The following is a 17,126-nucleotide window of genomic DNA, read 5'->3' as shown; positions in this document are numbered from 1 at the left end:
AAAAGGCCCGGCTGCAGATGTCGGCCAAGGCCAAGCAGGACGCCGAACGCGCCCACCTCCAGGCCTTCGTCGACCGCTTCAAGGCCAAGGCCTCCAAGGCCGCCCAGGCCCAGTCGCGCATGAAGCGGCTGGCCAAGATGCAGCCCGTGGCCACGACCATCGAGGAACGCGTCGCCCCCTTCATCCTGCCGTCGCCGCCGCGCCCGCTGGCCCCGCCGCTGATCCGGCTGGAACGCGCCAACGTCGGCTATGAGCCGGGCAAGCCGATCCTGCGCAATCTCAACCTGCGCATGGACCTCGACGACCGCATCGGCCTGCTGGGCGTCAACGGCGCCGGCAAGTCGACCTTCGCCAAGATGATCGCCGGGGCGCTGAACGTGTCCGAGGGCGAGCTGCACCGCGACCGCAAGATGCGCGTGGGCTGGTTCCACCAGCACCAGATCGAGGCCATGGACCCGACCGACACGCCGCTGGAGATCATCCGCCGCGCCATGCCCGACGCCCCCGAGAGCGCCCGCCGCTCCAAGCTGGCGCAATGGGGCCTCGGCTACGAGAAGCAGGAGACCACCGTCGCCTCCCTGTCCGGCGGCGAGCGCGCCCGCCTGCTGCTCAACCAGGTGGCGATGGACGCGCCGCACATCCTGATCCTCGACGAACCGACCAACCACCTCGACATCGACAGCCGCCGCGCCCTGCTGGACGCCCTGAACGACTATTCCGGCGCCGTCATCCTGATCACCCACGACCGCTCGCTGATGGAGATGGTCGCCGACCGTCTGTGGCTGGCCGCCGAGGGCACAGTGAAGCCGTGGGAGGGCGACATGGATGACTATGCGAAATACGTCCTCGACCGCGCCAAACAGGCGGCGGTCAAGCCGAGCCAGATCAAGGATGAGACGACCGCCGTCGCCGCGCCCCAACAAGGCAAGAAGAAGAACGACAAGAAATCAGGGCCTTCTCCCTCGACCCTGCGTCATGCGGTCAAGAAGGCCGAGGAGCGGATGAGCCAGCTGACCGCCGAGATCGCCCGCATCGACGACGACATGGCCAACGCCTCGGTCAGCAATCCCAAGGCGCTGGAGGGCCTGACCCGCGCCCGGGCCAAAACCCAGTCCGACCTCGACGCCGCCGAAGCGGCCTGGGTGGCGGCCGAGGAGGCCCTGGCCGAGGTGAACTGAGACGATCCGCAACGGAGCTACGTCGGGTCTGGTCCGGGTTTCGCTACTTCCGGATGACGGAAAGCGGCATACTTGCGAATCCATGCTGATCCGCCGCCTCCCCCCTGAAACCGTCAACCGCATCGCCGCCGGCGAGGTGGTCGAACGCCCGGCCAGCGCCATCAAGGAGCTGGTCGAGAACGCGCTCGACGCTGGCGCGACGCGGATCGAGGTGCAGGCCGACGGCGGCGGGCTGACGCGGATCCTGATCGCCGATGACGGGCATGGCATGGCCGCGGACCAGCTGGCCCTGGCGGTCGAGCGCCACGCCACCTCGAAGCTGGAGGCCGACGACGCGGGCGATGTCGACCTGCTGCGCATCTCGACCCTCGGCTTCCGCGGCGAGGCCCTGCCCTCGATCGGCTCGGTGGCGCGCCTGACCATCACCAGTCGTCCCCGCGAAGGCGGCGACGCCCACCAGATCACCGTCGAGGGCGGCGACCAGCGCCCGGTCGCCCCCGCCGGCTTCCCCGGCCCGCACGGCGCCCGGGTCGAGGTCCGCGACCTGTTCTACGCCACCCCCGCCCGGCTCAAATTCATGAAGTCCGAGCGCTCCGAGGCCATGGCCATCTCGGAGGAGATCAAGCGCCAGGCCATGGCGCACGAGGGCGTCGCCTTCACCCTCGACCTCGACGGCAAGACCACCCTGCGCCTGCCCGCCGAACACCCCGGCGACGCGGGCCGGCTGAAGCGGCTCGCCGCCCTGCTGGGCCGCGACTTCGAGGCCAACGCCCTGCTGATCGACCAGGCCCGCGACAACGTCCGCCTCACCGGCTACGCGGGCCTGCCGACCTACAGCCGGGGCAACGCCGGCCACCAGTATCTGTTCGTCAACGGCCGCCCGGTGAAGGATCGCCTGCTGCAGGGCGCCCTGCGCGGCGCCTACGCCGACTTCCTGGCCCGCGACCGGCATCCGGCGGCGGTGCTGTTCCTCGAGATCGACCCGCTCTACGTCGACGTCAACGTCCACCCGGCCAAGGCCGAGGTGCGGTTCCGTGATCCGGCGCTGGTTCGCGGCCTGATCGTCGGGGCGCTGCGTCACGCCCTCGCCGGCGCCGGACACCGCGCCTCGACCACCGTCGCCGCGGACGCTCTCGCCGGGTTCCGGCCCCATGCCGGCGCCGCCTTCAGCCCCTCGGCTCCCTCGGCCCAGGGCTGGAGCGGCTGGCAGGGCTGGGCCGCCCCCGCGAGCGCCCACGCCCAGGTGATTCCGGGCCTGAACGATCGGTCGGCCCGGGTTGAATCCGGGCCCGGCGACGACGGGGAATTGCGCTACGGAATCGCGGAGAATTCGACCACGCCGGAGTCGTACAGCGAGGATTTGAGAGACTATCCGCTCGGGGCCGCGCGGGCGCAGTTGCACGGCACCTATATCGTCGCCCAGACGCGCGACGGACTGGTCGTCGTCGACCAGCACGCGGCCCATGAACGCCTCGTCTATGAGCGGATGAAGGTGCAGATGGCGCGCGGCGCGGTGACGCGTCAGGCCCTGCTCACCCCCGAGGTGGTCGAGCTGGACCCCGCCGAAGCCGAACGCGTCTCGGCCCGCGTCGATGAACTGGCCGAGCTGGGCCTGATCGTCGAACCCTTCGGCGCGGGCGCCGTGCTGGTGCGCGAGACCCCCGCCCTGCTCGGCGACACCGACGTCCAGGGCCTGATCCGCGACATCGCCGACGACCTGGCCGAGCACGGGGCCGCCCTCGCCCTCTCGGAACGCCTCGGCGAGGTCTGCGGCACCATGGCCTGCCACGGCTCGGTCCGCGCCGGCCGCGTCCTCTCCGGTCCCGAAATGAACGCCCTGCTGCGCGAGATGGAAGTCACCCCCCACTCCGGCCAGTGCAACCACGGCCGTCCGACCTATGTCGAACTGAAGCTGGCCGATCTCGAGAAACTGTTCGGACGGCGATGATCCCCTCGGTCCTGTTCGTCTGCCTCGGCAACATCTGTCGCTCGCCCCTGGCCGAGGGAGCCCTGCGCGCCGAAGCGGCCCGGCTCGGCCTCGACCTGATCGTGGACTCAGCCGGCACGGGCGACTGGCACGCCGGGGAGCCGCCGGACGAGCGCGCGCAACGGACGGCCCTCCGCCACGGCGTCGACATCTCCGGCCTGCGCGCCCGCCAGGTGCGGCCCGCCGACTTTCGCCGCTTCACCCACGTCATCGCCCTCGATCACGACAATCTCGCCGGACTGCGCAAGGTCGCGCCGACGGACGCCGCCGCCGAGCTCAGCCTGCTGCTGGACCATGTCGAGGGCCGCGAGGGCCAGCCGGTCGCCGATCCCTGGTTCGGCGACGAGGCCGGATTCGAAACCACCTGGGCCGAGGTCGAAGCCGCGGCGCGCGCTCTGGCGGCCCGACTTCACGCCGCCGGCGGTCTGACCCTCAGAAACAGCACGGACGCGGCGCCGTAGTCGCGCTTGTCCAGCCGCTCGTAGCCGGGCGTGTCGATCCCGGGCTCGTCGGAGCCGCGCTCGAAGACCACGACGGCGCCGGGCTTGAGCCAATTGCCGTCCAGCAGCCGGGCCAACGTCTGCTCGCCCATCCCCTTGCGATAGGGCGGGTCGAGAAAGGCCAGGTCGAACGCCTCCCCGTCCGAACCGGGACGGCCGCCCAGGTCCGTGGCGCTGCGCCGGTGCACGCGGGTGCGGCCCATCAGGCCCCAGGCGTCGGCGTTCTCGCGGATCGCCCCCCGGGCGTCCTCGTCGGTCTCGACGAACAGGGCGAAGGCCGCGCCCCGGCTGATGGCCTCGAAGCCCAGGGCGCCGGAGCCGGCGTACAGATCCATCACCCGCATCCCCTCAAGCGGCTCGGCCCAGGCGGCATGCTCCAGCACGTTGAAGATGGCCTGACGCGCGCGGTCCGAGGTCGGGCGGGTGCCCTCCCCTTCCGGCGCGACGATGGTGCGGCCTTTCAGGCTTCCGGCGACGATTCTCATGCGCAAGCCTCTGGACCGGAACGCGCCGCGAATGCAACGCTCGCGTCATGGTTCAGTCCCTCCGCGCTCATTTCCATCAGGCCCTCGCGGCGGCCGCGCAATCCAGTTTCACGACCCCCTTCGCCGTGAACCACCCTTGGCGGAGGCTGGCCAGCTTCGTGGCGCTGGCCGTTCTGCTGATGATCGCGGCGACCATCGTCGTCGCCTTCGTCATCTACGCCGTGCCCGGCATGCGCGACCAGCTCGGGGAGCAGGGCCCGCTGCCCGAAAGTCCGCTGCGCCTGATCGATGAAAGCTCGCAGGTCGCGACCTTCGCCCTGATTCTCGGGGCGCTCTCGGTCGGCATTCTGGGGGCCGCGGCCCTGACCTATCGTCGGCCGCTGGCGGACTTCCTGTGGCCGGGTCGGCGGTTCGACGCCGCTCATCTGGGCATCGGCGTCCTGGCCATGGCCTGCGTCTCGGTCGTAACGATCCCGGTCTATCTGGCCATGGGCAGCGAATGGGCGCCGCCGGTTCTGGACGCGCAGTATCTGGATCGGACCCGGGTGATCTATGTCCTGACCATGGTCGTCGGTCTGCTGGCCGGCGCCGCCGCCGAGGAGGTCGTCTGCCGGGGCGTGCTGCTGCGGCTGACGGGATTGATGACGCGCCATCCGCTGGCGCTGTGTGTGATCAACGGCGTCGTGTTTTCGGCCATTCACCTGGACCCGGACCCGGTCGCCTTCGTGGCGCGGGCGGTGTCGGGCGGCGTCTGGACGTGGGCGGCGCTCCGGCTGGGCGGACTCGAGTTCGCCATCGGCGCCCACCTCGCCAACAATCTCGCCATCGCCATGTTCTGGGAGCCGTTCTCGGAGGCCTCGACCGGTCAGGAGATCGCGTGGATCGCCCTGGCGCCCGAGCTGGCGACCGCCGTGGTCATGGTCGTCATAATCGAGCGGCTGGCCAATCGTTACGTCGACCGCCCGCCCGCTCTACCGGCGCGGGCCGCCGCGTGAACCTCCGCCCGGCTTGCCCTTGAAGGGCGAGCCGCCGGGCTTGGGCGCGAATGGCCTCTTGGACCCGCCCTTGTCGTCCGGACGCCCCGAGGACGGTCGCGACGAGGGCATGGCGCCGGTACGGGCGTCGCGACGCGGACCGTCGATGAACTGATCCTCGCGCGGCTTGAAAACGCGCTTGGGGCGCTCGCCGGTCTCGGCGCCCTCGGGCCGGGCCCGCGGGGTGAAGTTCTTCTTCGGATGCTCGAACCGCGGAGCGGTCTTGGCCCAGCCCGCCTTCTTCGGCGGCCGGGCGGCGCGGTCGGCAGCGGCGTCAGCGGCGGCCCCGGCGGCGCGGGTGCGGCTCGGCTTGCGCGACGGGTCCGACATGGCCGAGCCCGAGGCGCCCTTGACGATCGGCGCCGAGGTGCGGCGGCCGGGGATCGGCGCCGGGGTGGCGACCGTGTTGCCCTGGGGCAGATTCTCCGGGCGGATATGCTCGGCCAGCATCTCGCGAATCACGCGGGGGCCGACCTCCTCGACCGAACCGGTCGGCAGGGTGCCGAGCTGGAACGGGCCGTAGGCCAGGCGGATCAGTCGGTTCACCGTCAGACCGAGGTGTTCGAGAACCTTGCGGACCTCGCGATTCTTGCCCTCGGTGATGGAGACGCTGATCCACAGGTTGGCGGGGGCGTTCCCCTCGCTCTCCTTGGCCTTGTCCAGCGTGGCTTCGATCGGACCGTAGCGGACGCCGTCGACGGTGACGCCGTCCTTGAGCGAATCCAGCTGCAGCTGACTGACCCGGCCCCGGGCCCGCGCCCTGTACTGACGCACCAGCTCGGTCGTGGGCAGCTCCAGCGCGCGGCTGAGTTCGCCGTCATTGGTCAGCAGCAGCAGGCCCTCGGTGTTCAGGTCGAGGCGTCCGACCGAGATCACGCGCGGCAGGCCGCTGGGCAGGGCGTCGAACACCGTCGGACGGCCCTGTGGATCGTTGTGCGAGGTCATCAGGCCGGCGGGCTTGTTGTAGCGCCAGACGCGCGTCGCCTGGGCCGAGCCGATCGGCTTGCCGTCGACGGTGATGACGTCGTCGCGGGTGACCAGCACGGCGGGCGTGTCGAGGATCTTGCCGTTCACGGCCACCTTGCCGAGGCCGATCAGCCGCTCGACCTCTCGGCGCGAGGCGATGCCGGCGCGGGCCATGGCCTTGGCGATGCGTTCGGCGCGCTTGGGCGCCTCGTCGGCCTTGGCGGCGGGCTTTCCGTCCTTCGCGAAGGGTTTGCCGCCCGGCTTGCCGAACGATTTGCCGCCCTTGGGCGGTCCGCGATCGTCGCCGCCTTCCACGCGCTTGACGTAGGGTTTGCGGGGGCCGTCGCGGCTGTCGTCTTGACGCGGGCGCGGCTTCTTGTCGTTGTCTCGGGGATGGCTGGCCATGATGAGCGGTTCATGCACATGGCCTTGGCGTGTGCGCAAGCGGCGGCGGACGCGGGAGAGACTCCCGTGGGCTGCGTGATCGTCGACGAAACCACCGGAAACGTGGTCGCCGAGGGCGGGAACGGGCCGATCGGCGCGCATGATCCGACCGCCCACGCCGAGATCGTCGCGATGCGGGCGGCCGCCGCGAAACTGGGAAACTATCGCCTGACGGGCCTGACCCTCTATGTGACGCTGGAGCCCTGCGCCATGTGCGCCGGGGCCATCAGCCACGCGCGGATCGGCCGGGTGGTCTGGGGGGCCGATGATCCCAAGGGCGGCGCCGTGGCGCACGGGCCGCGATTTTTCGAACAGCCGACCTGCCACTGGAAGCCGGCTGTTCAAGGCGGCGTGCTGGCCATCGAGGGCGGCGACCTGTTACGGAGATTCTTCCGCGCCCGGCGCAAAGGAACGGCGGCGCCCGACGTACGTTAGTCCGCCGGGCGACCACAGCTCCGCTTGTTCGAAAGTCCGCATGAAGCTCCTGGCCGTCTTCGCCGTCACCTGCCTCGCCCTCGGCGCCTGCGGTCAGAAACCGAAGGACGCCCCGACCGACGGGGATTCCGTGCGCGAGCGGGCCCAGGAAGCCCAGACCGCGCGACGCCGTACGGGCGCCGAGGCCCAGGACCGCGCCCTGAACCGCGTCATTCGCACCGTCTATCTCTGTAACAACAGCGAGCGCCTGTCGGTCGATTTCGACAATCCGCGTCAGATGGCGACGGTCCGCAACTCCACCGGAGAAGCCGTCGACCTGTTCCAGGAACGCGGCGAGGACGGCATCTGGTACCGGGCGTCGGGCTATGAGCTGCGCGGCAAGGGCGTGATGGCCACCTGGACGTCGGAAGGCCGCGAACCCACCGACTGCCGGGCGGTCGATTAACCGAACGCCGCCAGACGGGCGTCCAGCCCCGCCCGGACCCTGGGCCAGTCTTCATCGAGAATGGCGAACTGGGCCGTGTCGCGGATGCGGCCCGTCCAGGTGATCTTGTGCTTGCGCAGAACCCCTTCGTCGCGAGCGCCCAGCTTGCGAATGGCGGCCTGGCTGGCGGGATTGACGGCGTCGGTGAGGATCTCGACCCGCACCGCCCCCGCGTCGAAGGCGTGACCCAGGAGCAGGCGTTTGCAGGCCGGATTGATCGGCCCGCCGCGCGCCTCCGGGCGGTAGAAGGTCGAGCCGATCTCGCAACGGCGGTAGTCAGGCTTGATCTCATACAGGCTGGTCGTGCCGACGACGGCGCCGTCAGAGGCGCGACGGACGGCCCAGGCGATGCGGGTCCCCTGCTCCATCGCCGCAAGGGCGCCACGCCACCAGCCGTCGAAATGCGGGCCATAGGCGGCACCCACCATGATGTCCCAGGACGGCGCATCGCAATCCAGGGCCGCGCGGACCTCGGCCTCGAGGGCTGGCGTGAACGCATCCAGCCGGACGAACCGGTTCCCCAGCGGCGTGGCGGCAAGCTGCATGCGGGCCGGGCTCAAGCCGCGCCCTCGGACTTGAGGAAGCGGGTCAGGACGGCGCGGTCCACGGCCTTGTCGACGAAGGCGTCGCCGATGGCGCGGACGAGGATCAGGGTCAGCCGTCCGCCCTCGGCCTTCTTGTCTCCGGCCATGCGCGCCAGCAGGCGATCGCCCTTGAAAGCCCCGGCCTGCTCCAGTCGCGTCGGCAGGCCGGCGGCGGCGATCACGGCCTCGACCCGTTCGGCGTCAGCGGCCGCGCACAGGCCGAGGCTGGACGACAGGCGGAAGGCCATGGCGCAGCCCAGGGCGACCGCCTCTCCATGCGTCAGCGCATCCTCGTCGAAGCCCAGTTCCGCCTCGATGGCGTGGCCGAAGGTGTGGCCGAGATTGAGCAAGGCCCGCCGCCCCGCCTCCTTCTCGTCTTCGATGACGATGGCGCTCTTGATCTCGACCGAGCGGACGACGGCCCGGGTCAGGGCGGCTGGATCGCCCTTTGCGCCGGCGGCGCCGTTTCCCGCCAGCCAGTCGAAAAAGTCCGCGTCGCAGATCAGGCCGTGCTTCAGCACCTCGGCCCAGCCCGAGCGCAGCTGGCGGTCCGGCAGGGTGGCCAGCATGTCGATATCGGCCACGACCAGCCGGGGCTGATGGAAGGCGCCGACCAGATTCTTGCCGCGCGGCGTGTCGATGGCCGTCTTGCCGCCAACAGAGGAATCGACCTGCGCCAGCAGGGTGGTCGGGGCCTGCACCACGTCGATGCCGCGCATATAGAGGGCGGCCGCCAGGCCGGCCAGATCGCCGACCACGCCGCCGCCCAGCGCGATGATCAGGTCGCGGCGGTCCAGCCCGAACGCCAGCAGCCGATCGATGACCCGCTCCAGCTCGGCGAAGGATTTCGAGGTCTCGCCCGGCGGAATGGTCAGCAGTCGGGCGCGAACGCCGGCGGCCTGCAAGGATGCGAGGGCGGCGGGGCCATGCAGCGCCGCCACGGTTTCGTCCGTGATGATGACGGTCCGGCCCCGGACCAGCGGCGCGACGCGCGCGCCCAGTTCGGCCAGCAGACCGCGGCCGACGACGATGTCATAGGGCGCGAAGCCGGCCCCGCTGACGGGAACAATGGTGGTCATGCGGCCTGCTCCGCATTCCAGGCGTCCAGCGCCCGGACGATCGCCTCCACCGCTTCGCCATGAGCGCCGGTGGCGACATCGACCGTCACGTCCGCCTGGCTGTAAAAGGGATAGCGGGCCTCGGCCATGGCGGTCAGCGCCTGCAGCGGATCGCGGCCGCGCAGCAGGGGGCGGGTGTCGCGGCGCTGCACCCGTTCGGCGACGGTCTTCAGGTCGGCGCGCATCCAGACGGTGACGGCCCGGGCCTGAAGCGCGGCGCGGGTTTCGGCGTTCAGGATCGCCCCCCCGCCCGTCGCCAGCACCATGCGAGGGGCCTCCAGCAGCCGTTTCATCACCCGCGCCTCACCGGCCCGGAACTCGGCCTCGCCCAGGCGGGCGAAGATGTCCGAGACCGTCATGCCCGCCGCGGCCTCGATCTCCACATCGCCATCTGCGAACGGCAAGGCCAGCCGTTTGGCCAGGCGCCGACCCACGGTCGATTTGCCCACGCCCATCAGCCCGACCAGGGCTATGGTGCGTTCATGGACCGGAATCGCCACCAACGGGCTCACGCGCCGCCTCGCGAGAGGGCGCTCAGGGACAGACGTGGGACGGACGGGCACGGCATGACAGCCCCATCCTCTACACCAAGCACCGCGTCCGGAAAGCGCCTCGACGCATGAGCACGCCGCAGATCGAAGCCTTTCTGGAGATGATGGCCGTCGAACGGGACGCCTCGCCCCACACCCTGTCCGCCTATGGTCGTGACCTGGCCGACGCCGAGGCGGGCGTCGAGGGCGGGCTGATGACGGGCGATGAGGCGGGTGTGGAGGCCTGGTACGCCGGCCTGGCGCGCCAGGGCCTCTCGCCGGCCACCCAGGCGCGGCGGCGTTCGGCGGTGCGGCAGTTCTACCGCTTCGCCCTCGGCGAGGGCTGGCGCGGCGACGATCCTTCCCGACGGCTCGACGCCCCCAAACAGGGCCGCAGCCTGCCCCGAACGCTTTCGGGTGAGGAGGTCGAGCGTCTCCTGGCCGCCGCCGCCGCCCACGACGGCGCGGCGGGGCTCCGGCTCGTGGCCCTGGTCGAGCTGGCCTATGCGTCCGGCCTGCGCGTGTCCGAACTGCTGGGCCTGCGGCTGGAGGCGGTGCGGCGCGATCCGGCGTGGCTGATCGTGCGCGGCAAGGGCGGCAAGGAACGGCTGGCGCCGCTGAATTCCTCGGCCCGCGAGGCCGTCAGGGCCTGGCTGATCGCCCGCGACGCCGCCCGCCCGGAGAAGGCGCCTGAAAGTCCGTGGCTGTTCCCGTCATCATCCGCCAAGGGGCACCTGACGCCCCGTCGTTTCGCGCAGTTGCTCGACCAGGCCGCTCTTCAGGCCGGCATCGATCCGGCCCGGGTCAGCCCGCATGTGCTGCGCCACGCCTTCGCCACCCACCTGCTGGACGGCGGCGCGGACCTTCGCGTTGTCCAGACCCTGCTGGGCCATGCGGACATCGCCACGACGCAGATATACACCCACGTGGCCACCGACCGGCTGGCTCAGGTTGTCAGGAGCAAGCACCCCTTGGCGCGGGATGAGTGACGGCGCATATTCTCCGCCATGAGCCAATCATTCTACGTCAAGGCGATCTGGGATCCTGAGGCTGAGGTCTGGTGCAGCGAATCCAATATCCCGGGTCTGGTGCTGGAGACTTCGACATTGGCCGAGTTCGAGTCGTTAGCGCGTCATTTCGCGTCGGAACTACTGGACGAAAACCCTGAAATTCACGGACCTGTACCGATCCGCTTTGAAGCCGCTGGCGGCTTCGACGTTGTTGCTGCGTAAAGCTCATCTTGTTGAAATGACCATCACGATACCGGGTGCATTGTTGAGCACCGGTCGTGACGCGACGCTCGTCCATAGATTTTGAGCGAGCTGGATATGCCCAAGGATTTCTATTCCGAACTTACGGCCATTCTGTTCGTCGCTGGCTGGCGACGGGTAGCCAACGCCAAGGGCAGTCACGAAAAATGGCGGCATCCTGATCGGGTTCATTCTGTGATCGTCCCTCGCTCCAAAAGCCGTCACACCGCCAACGAAGTCCTGAAACAGGCCGGCCTGCCCAAAGCCTTCTGAACCGCCGCTTGCTCCCCGGCGTTGACCTGACTAGGTTCCGCCGCCTTCCGATGCGCCAGATGGCGCGCCTCTTCCGGACGCCTTGATGGCCGTGCACTACCTCGAGTTTGAAAAGCCGATCGCCGATCTTGAGGCGAAGATCGAGGAGCTGAACCTGCTCTCCTCGACTTCCGGCTCGTTCGACGCCGAGGTGGACGGCCTGCGGCAGAAGGCCGAGCAGCTGCGCCGGAAAACCTACGCCAGCCTCGACCCGTGGATGAAGACCCAGGTCGCGCGCCATCCGCAGCGGCCGCATTTCGTCGACTATGTCGAGGGCCTGTTCACCGACTTCGTCGAACTGAAGGGCGACCGCCAGTTTGGCGACGATCAGGCCATCCTGGGGGGTCTGGCCCGGTTCCGCGGGGCGCCCGTCGTGCTGATGGGCCATGAGAAGGGCTACGACACCCAGACGCGGGTGGTGCACAATTTCGGCATGGCGCGGCCCGAGGGCTACCGCAAGGCGGTCCGCCTCATGGATCTGGCCGAACAGTACGGACTGCCGGTCCTGACCTTCGTAGACACCGCCGGCGCCTATCCCGGCCTCGGGGCCGAGGAGCGCGGCCAGGCGGAGGCCATCGCCCGCTCGACCGAACGTTGCCTCACCCTGGGCGTGCCCTCGATCGCGACCATCACCGGCGAAGGCGGTTCGGGCGGGGCGATCGCCATCGCGGCGGCAGGCCGGGTGCTGATGCTGGAACATTCGATCTATTCGGTCATCTCTCCGGAAGGCGCGGCGGGCATTCTGTGGCGGGACGGGGCCCGGGCCCGCGACGCGGCCATGGCCATGAAGATCACCGCGCCCGATCTGCTGGAGCTCAGGATCATCGACCGCATCATTCCGGAACCGGTCGGTGGCGCGCACGCCGACCGCGAGGCGGCGATCGCCACCGTAGGCGACGTATTGGCCGAGGAACTGAAGGCCCTGTCCGGCATGACCCCGGATCAGCTGCGCAAGGCGCGGGCCGACCGCTTCTACGCAATCGGACGCGCAAGTTAGCGTTAACCCCTCCTTCTACTCTGGCGTGCCAACTGTCACAGTCGGCAAGTGATTGATTCCAGAGTAGCTTGTTAGGGGTCGGTATGGGCGGTGTGGGCGAGTCCCTTCGTGAGAGCGCGGTCATCAATCTGACGGCCGCGACGACCATGGTGGTCGACGATTCCGCCTTCGGCCTGGACCTCACCTGTCAGGCCCTCAGAGGGTTCGGCATCCGGACCAGCTACACCTGCCAGAGCGCCGCTGAAGCCATGGAAATCCTGGCCGACCAGCCGATCGATCTGCTGGTGGTCGACTGCGAAATGCCCAGCGTGGACGGCTATGAGCTCGTCCGCTGGTTGCGGCGCTCGACCAAGGCCAACGCCATGGCGCCCGTCATCATGACCGCCGCCCACATTCGCCGCTCCAAGATCGCGGAGGCCCGCGACTGCGGCGCGAACTTCGTGGTCACCAAGCCTTTCAGCGCCGCGACCCTGCTTGAACGAATCGTCTGGGTGGCGCGTGATGTGCGTCCTTTCCTCGAGGTCGGGGACTATTTCGGCCCGGACCGCCGTATCCGGGACGAGGGTCCGCCCTCGGAGGAACGGCGCGCCACGGTGATCCGCAAGGCGGCCTTTGACGCAGAACAGGCCGCGCAGACGGCTGCAAAAGACAATGTGTAAATGACAGTCATCACTCACGCCCGGGGCAAGTCCGGACTCTCCAGAATGATCGACTCGCCCGGCGGCGTCAGCGTTGGCGTGGCCCTGGCCCAGGCGCGCGCCAATATCGAATCCAAACGGGCCGAGGCGATGGCGATCGTGGATGTCCAGATCGCCGCCCTCGAATCGGTGGTTCCGCCGTTGAGCCTCGACGACCAGGGGTTTCGTCTGACCGAGGCCTATCGTGCGGCCAACGCCGTCATCGATGCGGCCAGCCCGTTCGAGTTGCTGGACCTTTGCGGCGCCGCCAGCGGCCTGTGCGACCTCATTGACGGAGCCCCGGCCGACGAGACCTTCGACTGGCGCATCGTCACCGTTCATGCCCGCTCGCTGCGTCTGCTCCAGACCTTGCCCGTCGAGGAGACGGAGGCGCGCAGCACGGTGCTGGACAGTCTGAAGATGGTCGCAGACCGCAAGCTGCCGCCCAGGGCCTGACCCCGCCGTCCGCGTCTCAGGCCGGCTGGGTCTTCGCCCCCCGCGTCTGCTTGCGCCAGAGGGCGGCGTATTCCCCGCCCTGACGCGCCACCAGTTCATGATGGGCGCCGCGCTCGACGATGCGGCCGGCCTTGAGGACCAGGATCTGGTCAGCGTCGGCGATGGTCGACAGACGGTGGGCGACGACAAGGGTCGTGCGCCCGGTCCGGGCGCGGCGCAGGGTCTTCTGGATCGCGGCCTCGGTGCGGCTGTCCAGGGCGCTGGTGGCCTCGTCGAGGATCAGGACGCAAGGGTCGGCCAGCAGGGCGCGCGCGATGCCGACGCGCTGACGTTCGCCGCCCGACAGCTTCAGCCCGCGCTCGCCGACCTTCGTTTCCATGCCGTCGGGGAGTTCGCGGATGAAGGTCGACAGCTCGGCCGCCTCGGCCGCGGCCCAGATGGCCGCGTCGTCGGCGTCGGGACGGGCGAAGCCGATGTTGGCGCGGAGGGTGTCGTTGAACAGGGCCACATCCTGCGGCACCAGGGCGACGGCGGCGCGCAGCGACTCCTGCGTCACCCGGCGCGCGTCGAAGCCGTCGATCAGGACCCGGCCCTCCTGCGGGTCCAGCAGGCGCAGGGCCAGTTTGACGATGGTCGACTTGCCCGAGCCGGACGGACCGACCAGGGCGGTCGTCGTGCCCGGCGGGGCGATGAAGCTGACATCCTCCAGCCCGTTGGCGCGGGCGTCGTGGCGGAAGCCGACGTTTTCGAAGGCCAGGGCCGCGCCCCTGGCGTCGACGGGACGCGGCAGGGGCGCGGCGTCCGGCGCATCGGCGACCTGGGGCGTCTGGCGGGTGACCTTGAGCATCTCCTCCATGTCGATGAAGGACTGGCGGATTTCGCGATAGGCGAAGCCGAGGATGTTCAGCGGCGCATAGAGGGAGATCATGATCAGGACGGCGGCGGTCACGTCGCCGGGGCCCATGCGGCCGGCGGCGGCTTCGAAGCCCGCCATCACGGCCATGATCCCGAGACCGACGTTCATGATGACGGCCTGGATGATGTTCAGCAGGGCCAGGGAGCTGTTGGCCTTGAGCGCGGCGCGGGTGTAGTCGCCCAGCGCATTGTCATAGGTGCGGGCGGCGCGGGCCTCGGCGCCGAAGGATTTGACGGTCTCGTAGTTGAGCAGGGCGTCGACCGAGACGCCGGCGGCCTCGGTGTCGGCGGCGTTCATCTCGCGCCGGTGCTCGAGGCGCCAGTTGGCCATGGCGAAGGTGGCGGTGGCGTAGACGGCGACCACGCCGACGGCCACGGCCCCGAAGCGCCAGTCATACATGCCCGCCAGAACGCCCGCCGCCAGCACCAGCTCGACCCCGGTTGGGACCAGGTTGAAGGCGAGGATGCGCATCAGGAAGTCGACCGAACGCGCGCCGCGGTCCATCGTCCGCGACAGGGAGCCGGAGCGTTTGGTCTGATGGAAGTCCAGCGACAGGCTGAGGGCGTGGGCGAAGGTCTCGGCGGCCGCGGTGCGCTGGGCCGCCGAACGGACCGGGGCGAAGATGACGTCGGCGGCGTTGGGGGCGATGGCCGACAACAGGCGGACGAAGGCCCAGCCGAGGGCGAAGGCGGCGAAGCCCATGGCCAGGGCGACGCCCGCCCCCTGCCCGGCCGCCAGATGATTGACCGCCGCGCCGAGCACCAGCGGGGCCAGCACGCCCAGCGCCTTGCCGCCCAGGGTGACGGCGATGGCGGCGACCAGACGGAGGCGCAGTTGCGGGGCGTTGGATCGGCCGACCAGCCGGACCAGGTCGCTGAGGGCCTGCCAGGTCGGCGGTCCGTCGGCGGCCGGAGCCGGCGCCCCGGCCTGCGCCGCCTTCGCCACTGAATCGCCTCGCCGTCCGGACCGTTCGCCACGCATCGCCATGGGCGGTGATATGGACCGCGATGAGCGCTGCGCAAAGGGCGCAATCACCGCACGCATGAACTGCATAGGGCGCGCGGCAAAAAGCGCCGTACCGGCTATCCCCGCCGACCGCCGTGCTTCGCGTATTCCAGCCGGGCCACGGTGCGGTTGTGGACCTCGTCGGGGCCGTCGGCGATGCGGAGGGTGCGGACCATGGCGTACATCTCGGCCAGCGGGGTGTCGGCCGAGACGCCGGCGCCGCCGAAGGCCTGGATGGCGTCGTCGATGACCTGAAGCGCCATGCGCGGGGCGGCGACCTTGATCTGGGCGATCTCGGACTTGGCGTTCTTGGCGCCGGCCTCGTCCATCATCCAGGCGGCCTTGAGCACCAGCAGGCGGCACATCTCGATATTGGTGCGGGCCTCGCCGACGCGCTGTTCCCAGACCGAATGTTCGGCCAGGGTCTTGCGGAAGGCGGTGCGCGACAGCAGGCGCTGGACCATCAGTTCCAGCGACCGCTCGGCGATGCCGATGACGCGCATGCAGTGGTGGATGCGGCCCGGCCCGAGACGGCCCTGGGCGATCTCGAAGCCCCTGCCCTCCCCCGCGATCAGGTTCCCGACCGGGACGCGGACATTCTCCAGCACCACCTCGGCATGGCCGATGGGAGCCTCGTCATAGCCGAACACCGACAGCATCCGCTCGACGCGGAAGCCGGGCGCATCCACGGGGACGATGATCTGCGACTGCTGGGTGTGGACCGAGGCGTCGGGGTCGGTCTTGCCCATGACGATGGTCACCGCGACGTTCGGGTGGGCCATGTTGGTCGACCACCATTTGCGGCCGTTGATCACATAGTGGTCGCCGTCGCGGACGATGCGGGTCTGGATGTTGGTGGCGTCCGAGGAGGCCACCTCGGGCTCGGTCATCAGGAAGGCCGAGCGGATTTCGCCGGCCATCAGGGGCTTGAGCCATTTCGCCTGCTGGGCCTCGTTCCCGTACATATGGAGCACTTCCATATTGCCGGTGTCGGGGGCGTTGCAGTTGAACACCTCGGCCGACCACAGGTGGCGGCCCATCAGCTCGGCCAGCGGGGCGTATTCGAGGTTGGTCAGGCCGGCGCCGTGATCGCCGGGCAGGAACATGTTCCAAAGACCGGCCTCGCGGGCCAGGGCCTTCATCTCTTCCATGGCCGGCGGCTGCTGCCGAGGGTTCTCGCGGACCTGGGCGCGGTACTCTTCCTCACGCGGCAGGACGTGATCGTCGAGGAAGCGCTTCACCCGATCCTGCCAGTGCAGGGCCCTGTCGCTGTGCCGGAATTCCATTGGGTTGGTCTCCTTCTCCCTCCCCTTCATGGGGAGGGACGATTGGCGAAGCCAATCCGGGTGGGGCTGTGTGAAGCATCCGCCGATGGAGACTGAGGCTGGACTTCCCCACCCTGTCGTCGCTTCGCGCCGACATCCCTCCCCACAAGGGGGAGGGAGATATTTCCGACCTAGCGCTTCAGCAGCGGGGCCAGCTTCTGGGCGATCATCATGTCGCCGGCGATCTTCAGCTTGCCCTGCATGAAGGCCATCATCGGATCGAGCTTGCCTTCCGACAGGGCCATGAAGTCGTCCCAGCTCATCGACACCGTGGCGTCGGCGGGCTTGTCCTCGTTGGTCACGGTGTTCGGCGCCGAGGCGCCGTCGATGAAGATCTTGCCGACATCCCCCAGGTCGATCTTCACGGTCTTGCCCAGACCGGAATTGTCGCCGACGGCGCCGCGGATGTGTTCGGTGACTTGAGCCAGATCGGCCATGGGTCT

At 69.5% G+C, this 17,126-nt stretch carries 20 protein-coding genes; 12 read left to right on the top strand and 8 right to left on the bottom strand.

Annotation, left to right across the window (positions count from 1 at the left end; all coding sequences use genetic code 11):
- From WC555_RS12235 to WC555_RS12225, 3 genes are all read left to right on the top strand, one after another.
- Positions 1-1,178, top strand: a 1,178-nt coding sequence (locus WC555_RS12235; protein WP_373253933.1) for an ATP-binding cassette domain-containing protein, incomplete at its 5' end; no start/stop codon positions are given.
- A gap of 82 nt (positions 1,179-1,260) precedes the next feature.
- The gene (gene mutL / locus WC555_RS12230; RefSeq protein ID WP_373253931.1) at positions 1,261-3,126 is read left to right on the top strand and encodes a DNA mismatch repair endonuclease MutL; all 1,866 of its coding nucleotides are present in this window, start codon (positions 1,261-1,263) and stop codon (positions 3,124-3,126) included.
- A complete protein-coding gene (locus WC555_RS12225; RefSeq protein ID WP_373253929.1) occupies positions 3,123-3,626 on the top strand; it encodes a low molecular weight protein-tyrosine-phosphatase in 504 nt (167 codons plus the stop codon). The genes mutL and WC555_RS12225 overlap by 4 nt, the downstream gene beginning before the upstream one ends.
- On the opposite strand, the gene rsmD is transcribed toward WC555_RS12225, so the two are convergent.
- Positions 3,575-4,150 carry a 16S rRNA (guanine(966)-N(2))-methyltransferase RsmD gene (gene rsmD, locus WC555_RS12220; protein ID WP_373253928.1) on the bottom strand — a complete coding sequence of 192 codons (576 nt, stop codon included), beginning with the start codon at positions 4,148-4,150 and terminating at the stop codon, positions 3,575-3,577. The two genes, WC555_RS12225 and rsmD, sit on opposite strands and share 52 nt — an antisense overlap.
- A 47-nt stretch (positions 4,151-4,197) precedes the next feature.
- Here rsmD and WC555_RS12215 point away from each other — a divergent pair, with 47 nt between their 5' ends.
- On the top strand, positions 4,198-5,145 hold the full coding sequence (locus tag WC555_RS12215) for a CPBP family intramembrane glutamic endopeptidase (RefSeq protein WP_373253927.1): 948 nt from the start codon (positions 4,198-4,200) through the stop codon (positions 5,143-5,145).
- On the opposite strand, the gene WC555_RS12210 is transcribed toward WC555_RS12215, so the two are convergent.
- Positions 5,122-6,555 carry a pseudouridine synthase gene (locus tag WC555_RS12210; protein WP_373253926.1) on the bottom strand — a complete coding sequence of 478 codons (1,434 nt, stop codon included), beginning with the start codon at positions 6,553-6,555 and terminating at the stop codon, positions 5,122-5,124. The two genes, WC555_RS12215 and WC555_RS12210, sit on opposite strands and share 24 nt — an antisense overlap.
- Between WC555_RS12210 and tadA the strand changes: the two genes are divergently transcribed.
- Together tadA and WC555_RS12200 are read left to right on the top strand one after the other, a co-directional pair.
- A complete protein-coding gene (gene tadA / locus WC555_RS12205; RefSeq protein ID WP_373253924.1) occupies positions 6,544-7,029 on the top strand; it encodes a tRNA adenosine(34) deaminase TadA in 486 nt (161 codons plus the stop codon). The genes WC555_RS12210 and tadA overlap by 12 nt on opposite strands.
- 40 nt (positions 7,030-7,069) lie before the next feature.
- Positions 7,070-7,474, top strand: a complete 405-nt coding sequence (locus tag WC555_RS12200; protein WP_373253923.1) for an MliC family protein — start codon at positions 7,070-7,072, stop codon at positions 7,472-7,474.
- On the opposite strand, the gene WC555_RS12195 is transcribed toward WC555_RS12200, so the two are convergent.
- Genes WC555_RS12195 through WC555_RS12185 form a run of 3 tightly spaced genes read right to left on the bottom strand, consistent with a single transcriptional unit; the run spans position 7,471 to position 9,670 of the window.
- Positions 7,471-8,058 (bottom strand): GNAT family N-acetyltransferase, encoded by a 588-nt coding sequence (locus WC555_RS12195; protein ID WP_373253922.1) that lies wholly within the window; start codon positions 8,056-8,058, stop codon positions 7,471-7,473. The two genes, WC555_RS12200 and WC555_RS12195, sit on opposite strands and share 4 nt — an antisense overlap.
- 11 nt (positions 8,059-8,069) lie before the next feature.
- Entirely contained in the window at positions 8,070-9,176 is a 1,107-nt protein-coding gene (aroB, locus tag WC555_RS12190; RefSeq protein WP_373253920.1) for a 3-dehydroquinate synthase, read from the bottom strand.
- A complete protein-coding gene (locus WC555_RS12185; protein ID WP_373253937.1) occupies positions 9,173-9,670 on the bottom strand; it encodes a shikimate kinase in 498 nt (165 codons plus the stop codon). The genes aroB and WC555_RS12185 overlap by 4 nt, the downstream gene beginning before the upstream one ends.
- A 164-nt stretch (positions 9,671-9,834) precedes the next feature.
- On the opposite strand from WC555_RS12185, the gene WC555_RS12180 reads away from it, so the two are divergent.
- The 6 genes from WC555_RS12180 to WC555_RS12155 all read left to right on the top strand — a co-directional run bounded on the left by WC555_RS12180 (position 9,835) and on the right by WC555_RS12155 (position 13,437).
- Positions 9,835-10,734: a site-specific tyrosine recombinase XerD gene (locus WC555_RS12180; protein ID WP_373253919.1), complete on the top strand. Its 900-nt coding sequence runs from the start codon at positions 9,835-9,837 to the stop codon at positions 10,732-10,734.
- An 18-nt stretch (positions 10,735-10,752) separates the two neighbouring features.
- Entirely contained in the window at positions 10,753-10,977 is a 225-nt protein-coding gene (locus WC555_RS12175; RefSeq protein WP_373253917.1) for a DUF1902 domain-containing protein, read from the top strand.
- A gap of 96 nt (positions 10,978-11,073) precedes the next feature.
- Positions 11,074-11,268 carry a type II toxin-antitoxin system HicA family toxin gene (locus WC555_RS12170; RefSeq protein WP_373253915.1) on the top strand — a complete coding sequence of 65 codons (195 nt, stop codon included), beginning with the start codon at positions 11,074-11,076 and terminating at the stop codon, positions 11,266-11,268.
- Positions 11,269-11,353: 85 nt separating this feature from the next.
- Positions 11,354-12,304 carry an acetyl-CoA carboxylase carboxyltransferase subunit alpha gene (locus WC555_RS12165; protein ID WP_373253913.1) on the top strand — a complete coding sequence of 317 codons (951 nt, stop codon included), beginning with the start codon at positions 11,354-11,356 and terminating at the stop codon, positions 12,302-12,304.
- Between the two features lie 83 nt (positions 12,305-12,387).
- The gene (locus tag WC555_RS12160; RefSeq protein WP_373253912.1) at positions 12,388-12,963 is read left to right on the top strand and encodes a response regulator; all 576 of its coding nucleotides are present in this window, start codon (positions 12,388-12,390) and stop codon (positions 12,961-12,963) included.
- Positions 12,964-13,008: 45 nt separating this feature from the next.
- Entirely contained in the window at positions 13,009-13,437 is a 429-nt protein-coding gene (locus WC555_RS12155; RefSeq protein WP_373253911.1) for a chemotaxis protein CheE, read from the top strand.
- A 16-nt stretch (positions 13,438-13,453) separates the two neighbouring features.
- On the opposite strand, the gene WC555_RS12150 is transcribed toward WC555_RS12155, so the two are convergent.
- The 3 genes from WC555_RS12150 to WC555_RS12140 form a co-directional block, all read right to left on the bottom strand.
- Positions 13,454-15,334, bottom strand: coding sequence for an ABC transporter ATP-binding protein/permease (locus tag WC555_RS12150; RefSeq protein ID WP_373253936.1), 1,881 nt, complete (start codon positions 15,332-15,334; stop codon positions 13,454-13,456).
- A gap of 101 nt (positions 15,335-15,435) precedes the next feature.
- Entirely contained in the window at positions 15,436-16,644 is a 1,209-nt protein-coding gene (locus tag WC555_RS12145) for an acyl-CoA dehydrogenase family protein (protein WP_373253910.1), read from the bottom strand.
- A 170-nt stretch (positions 16,645-16,814) separates the two neighbouring features.
- Complete coding sequence (locus WC555_RS12140) at positions 16,815-17,120, bottom strand: SCP2 sterol-binding domain-containing protein (RefSeq protein WP_373253908.1); 306 nt, start codon at positions 17,118-17,120, stop codon at positions 16,815-16,817.
- Between the last annotated feature and the right edge of the window lie 6 nt (positions 17,121-17,126).

This window comes from Brevundimonas sp., assembly GCF_041648615.1.
Lineage (GTDB): Bacteria > Pseudomonadota > Alphaproteobacteria > Caulobacterales > Caulobacteraceae > Brevundimonas.
This window is presented reverse-complemented; position numbering and strand designations above follow the sequence as displayed.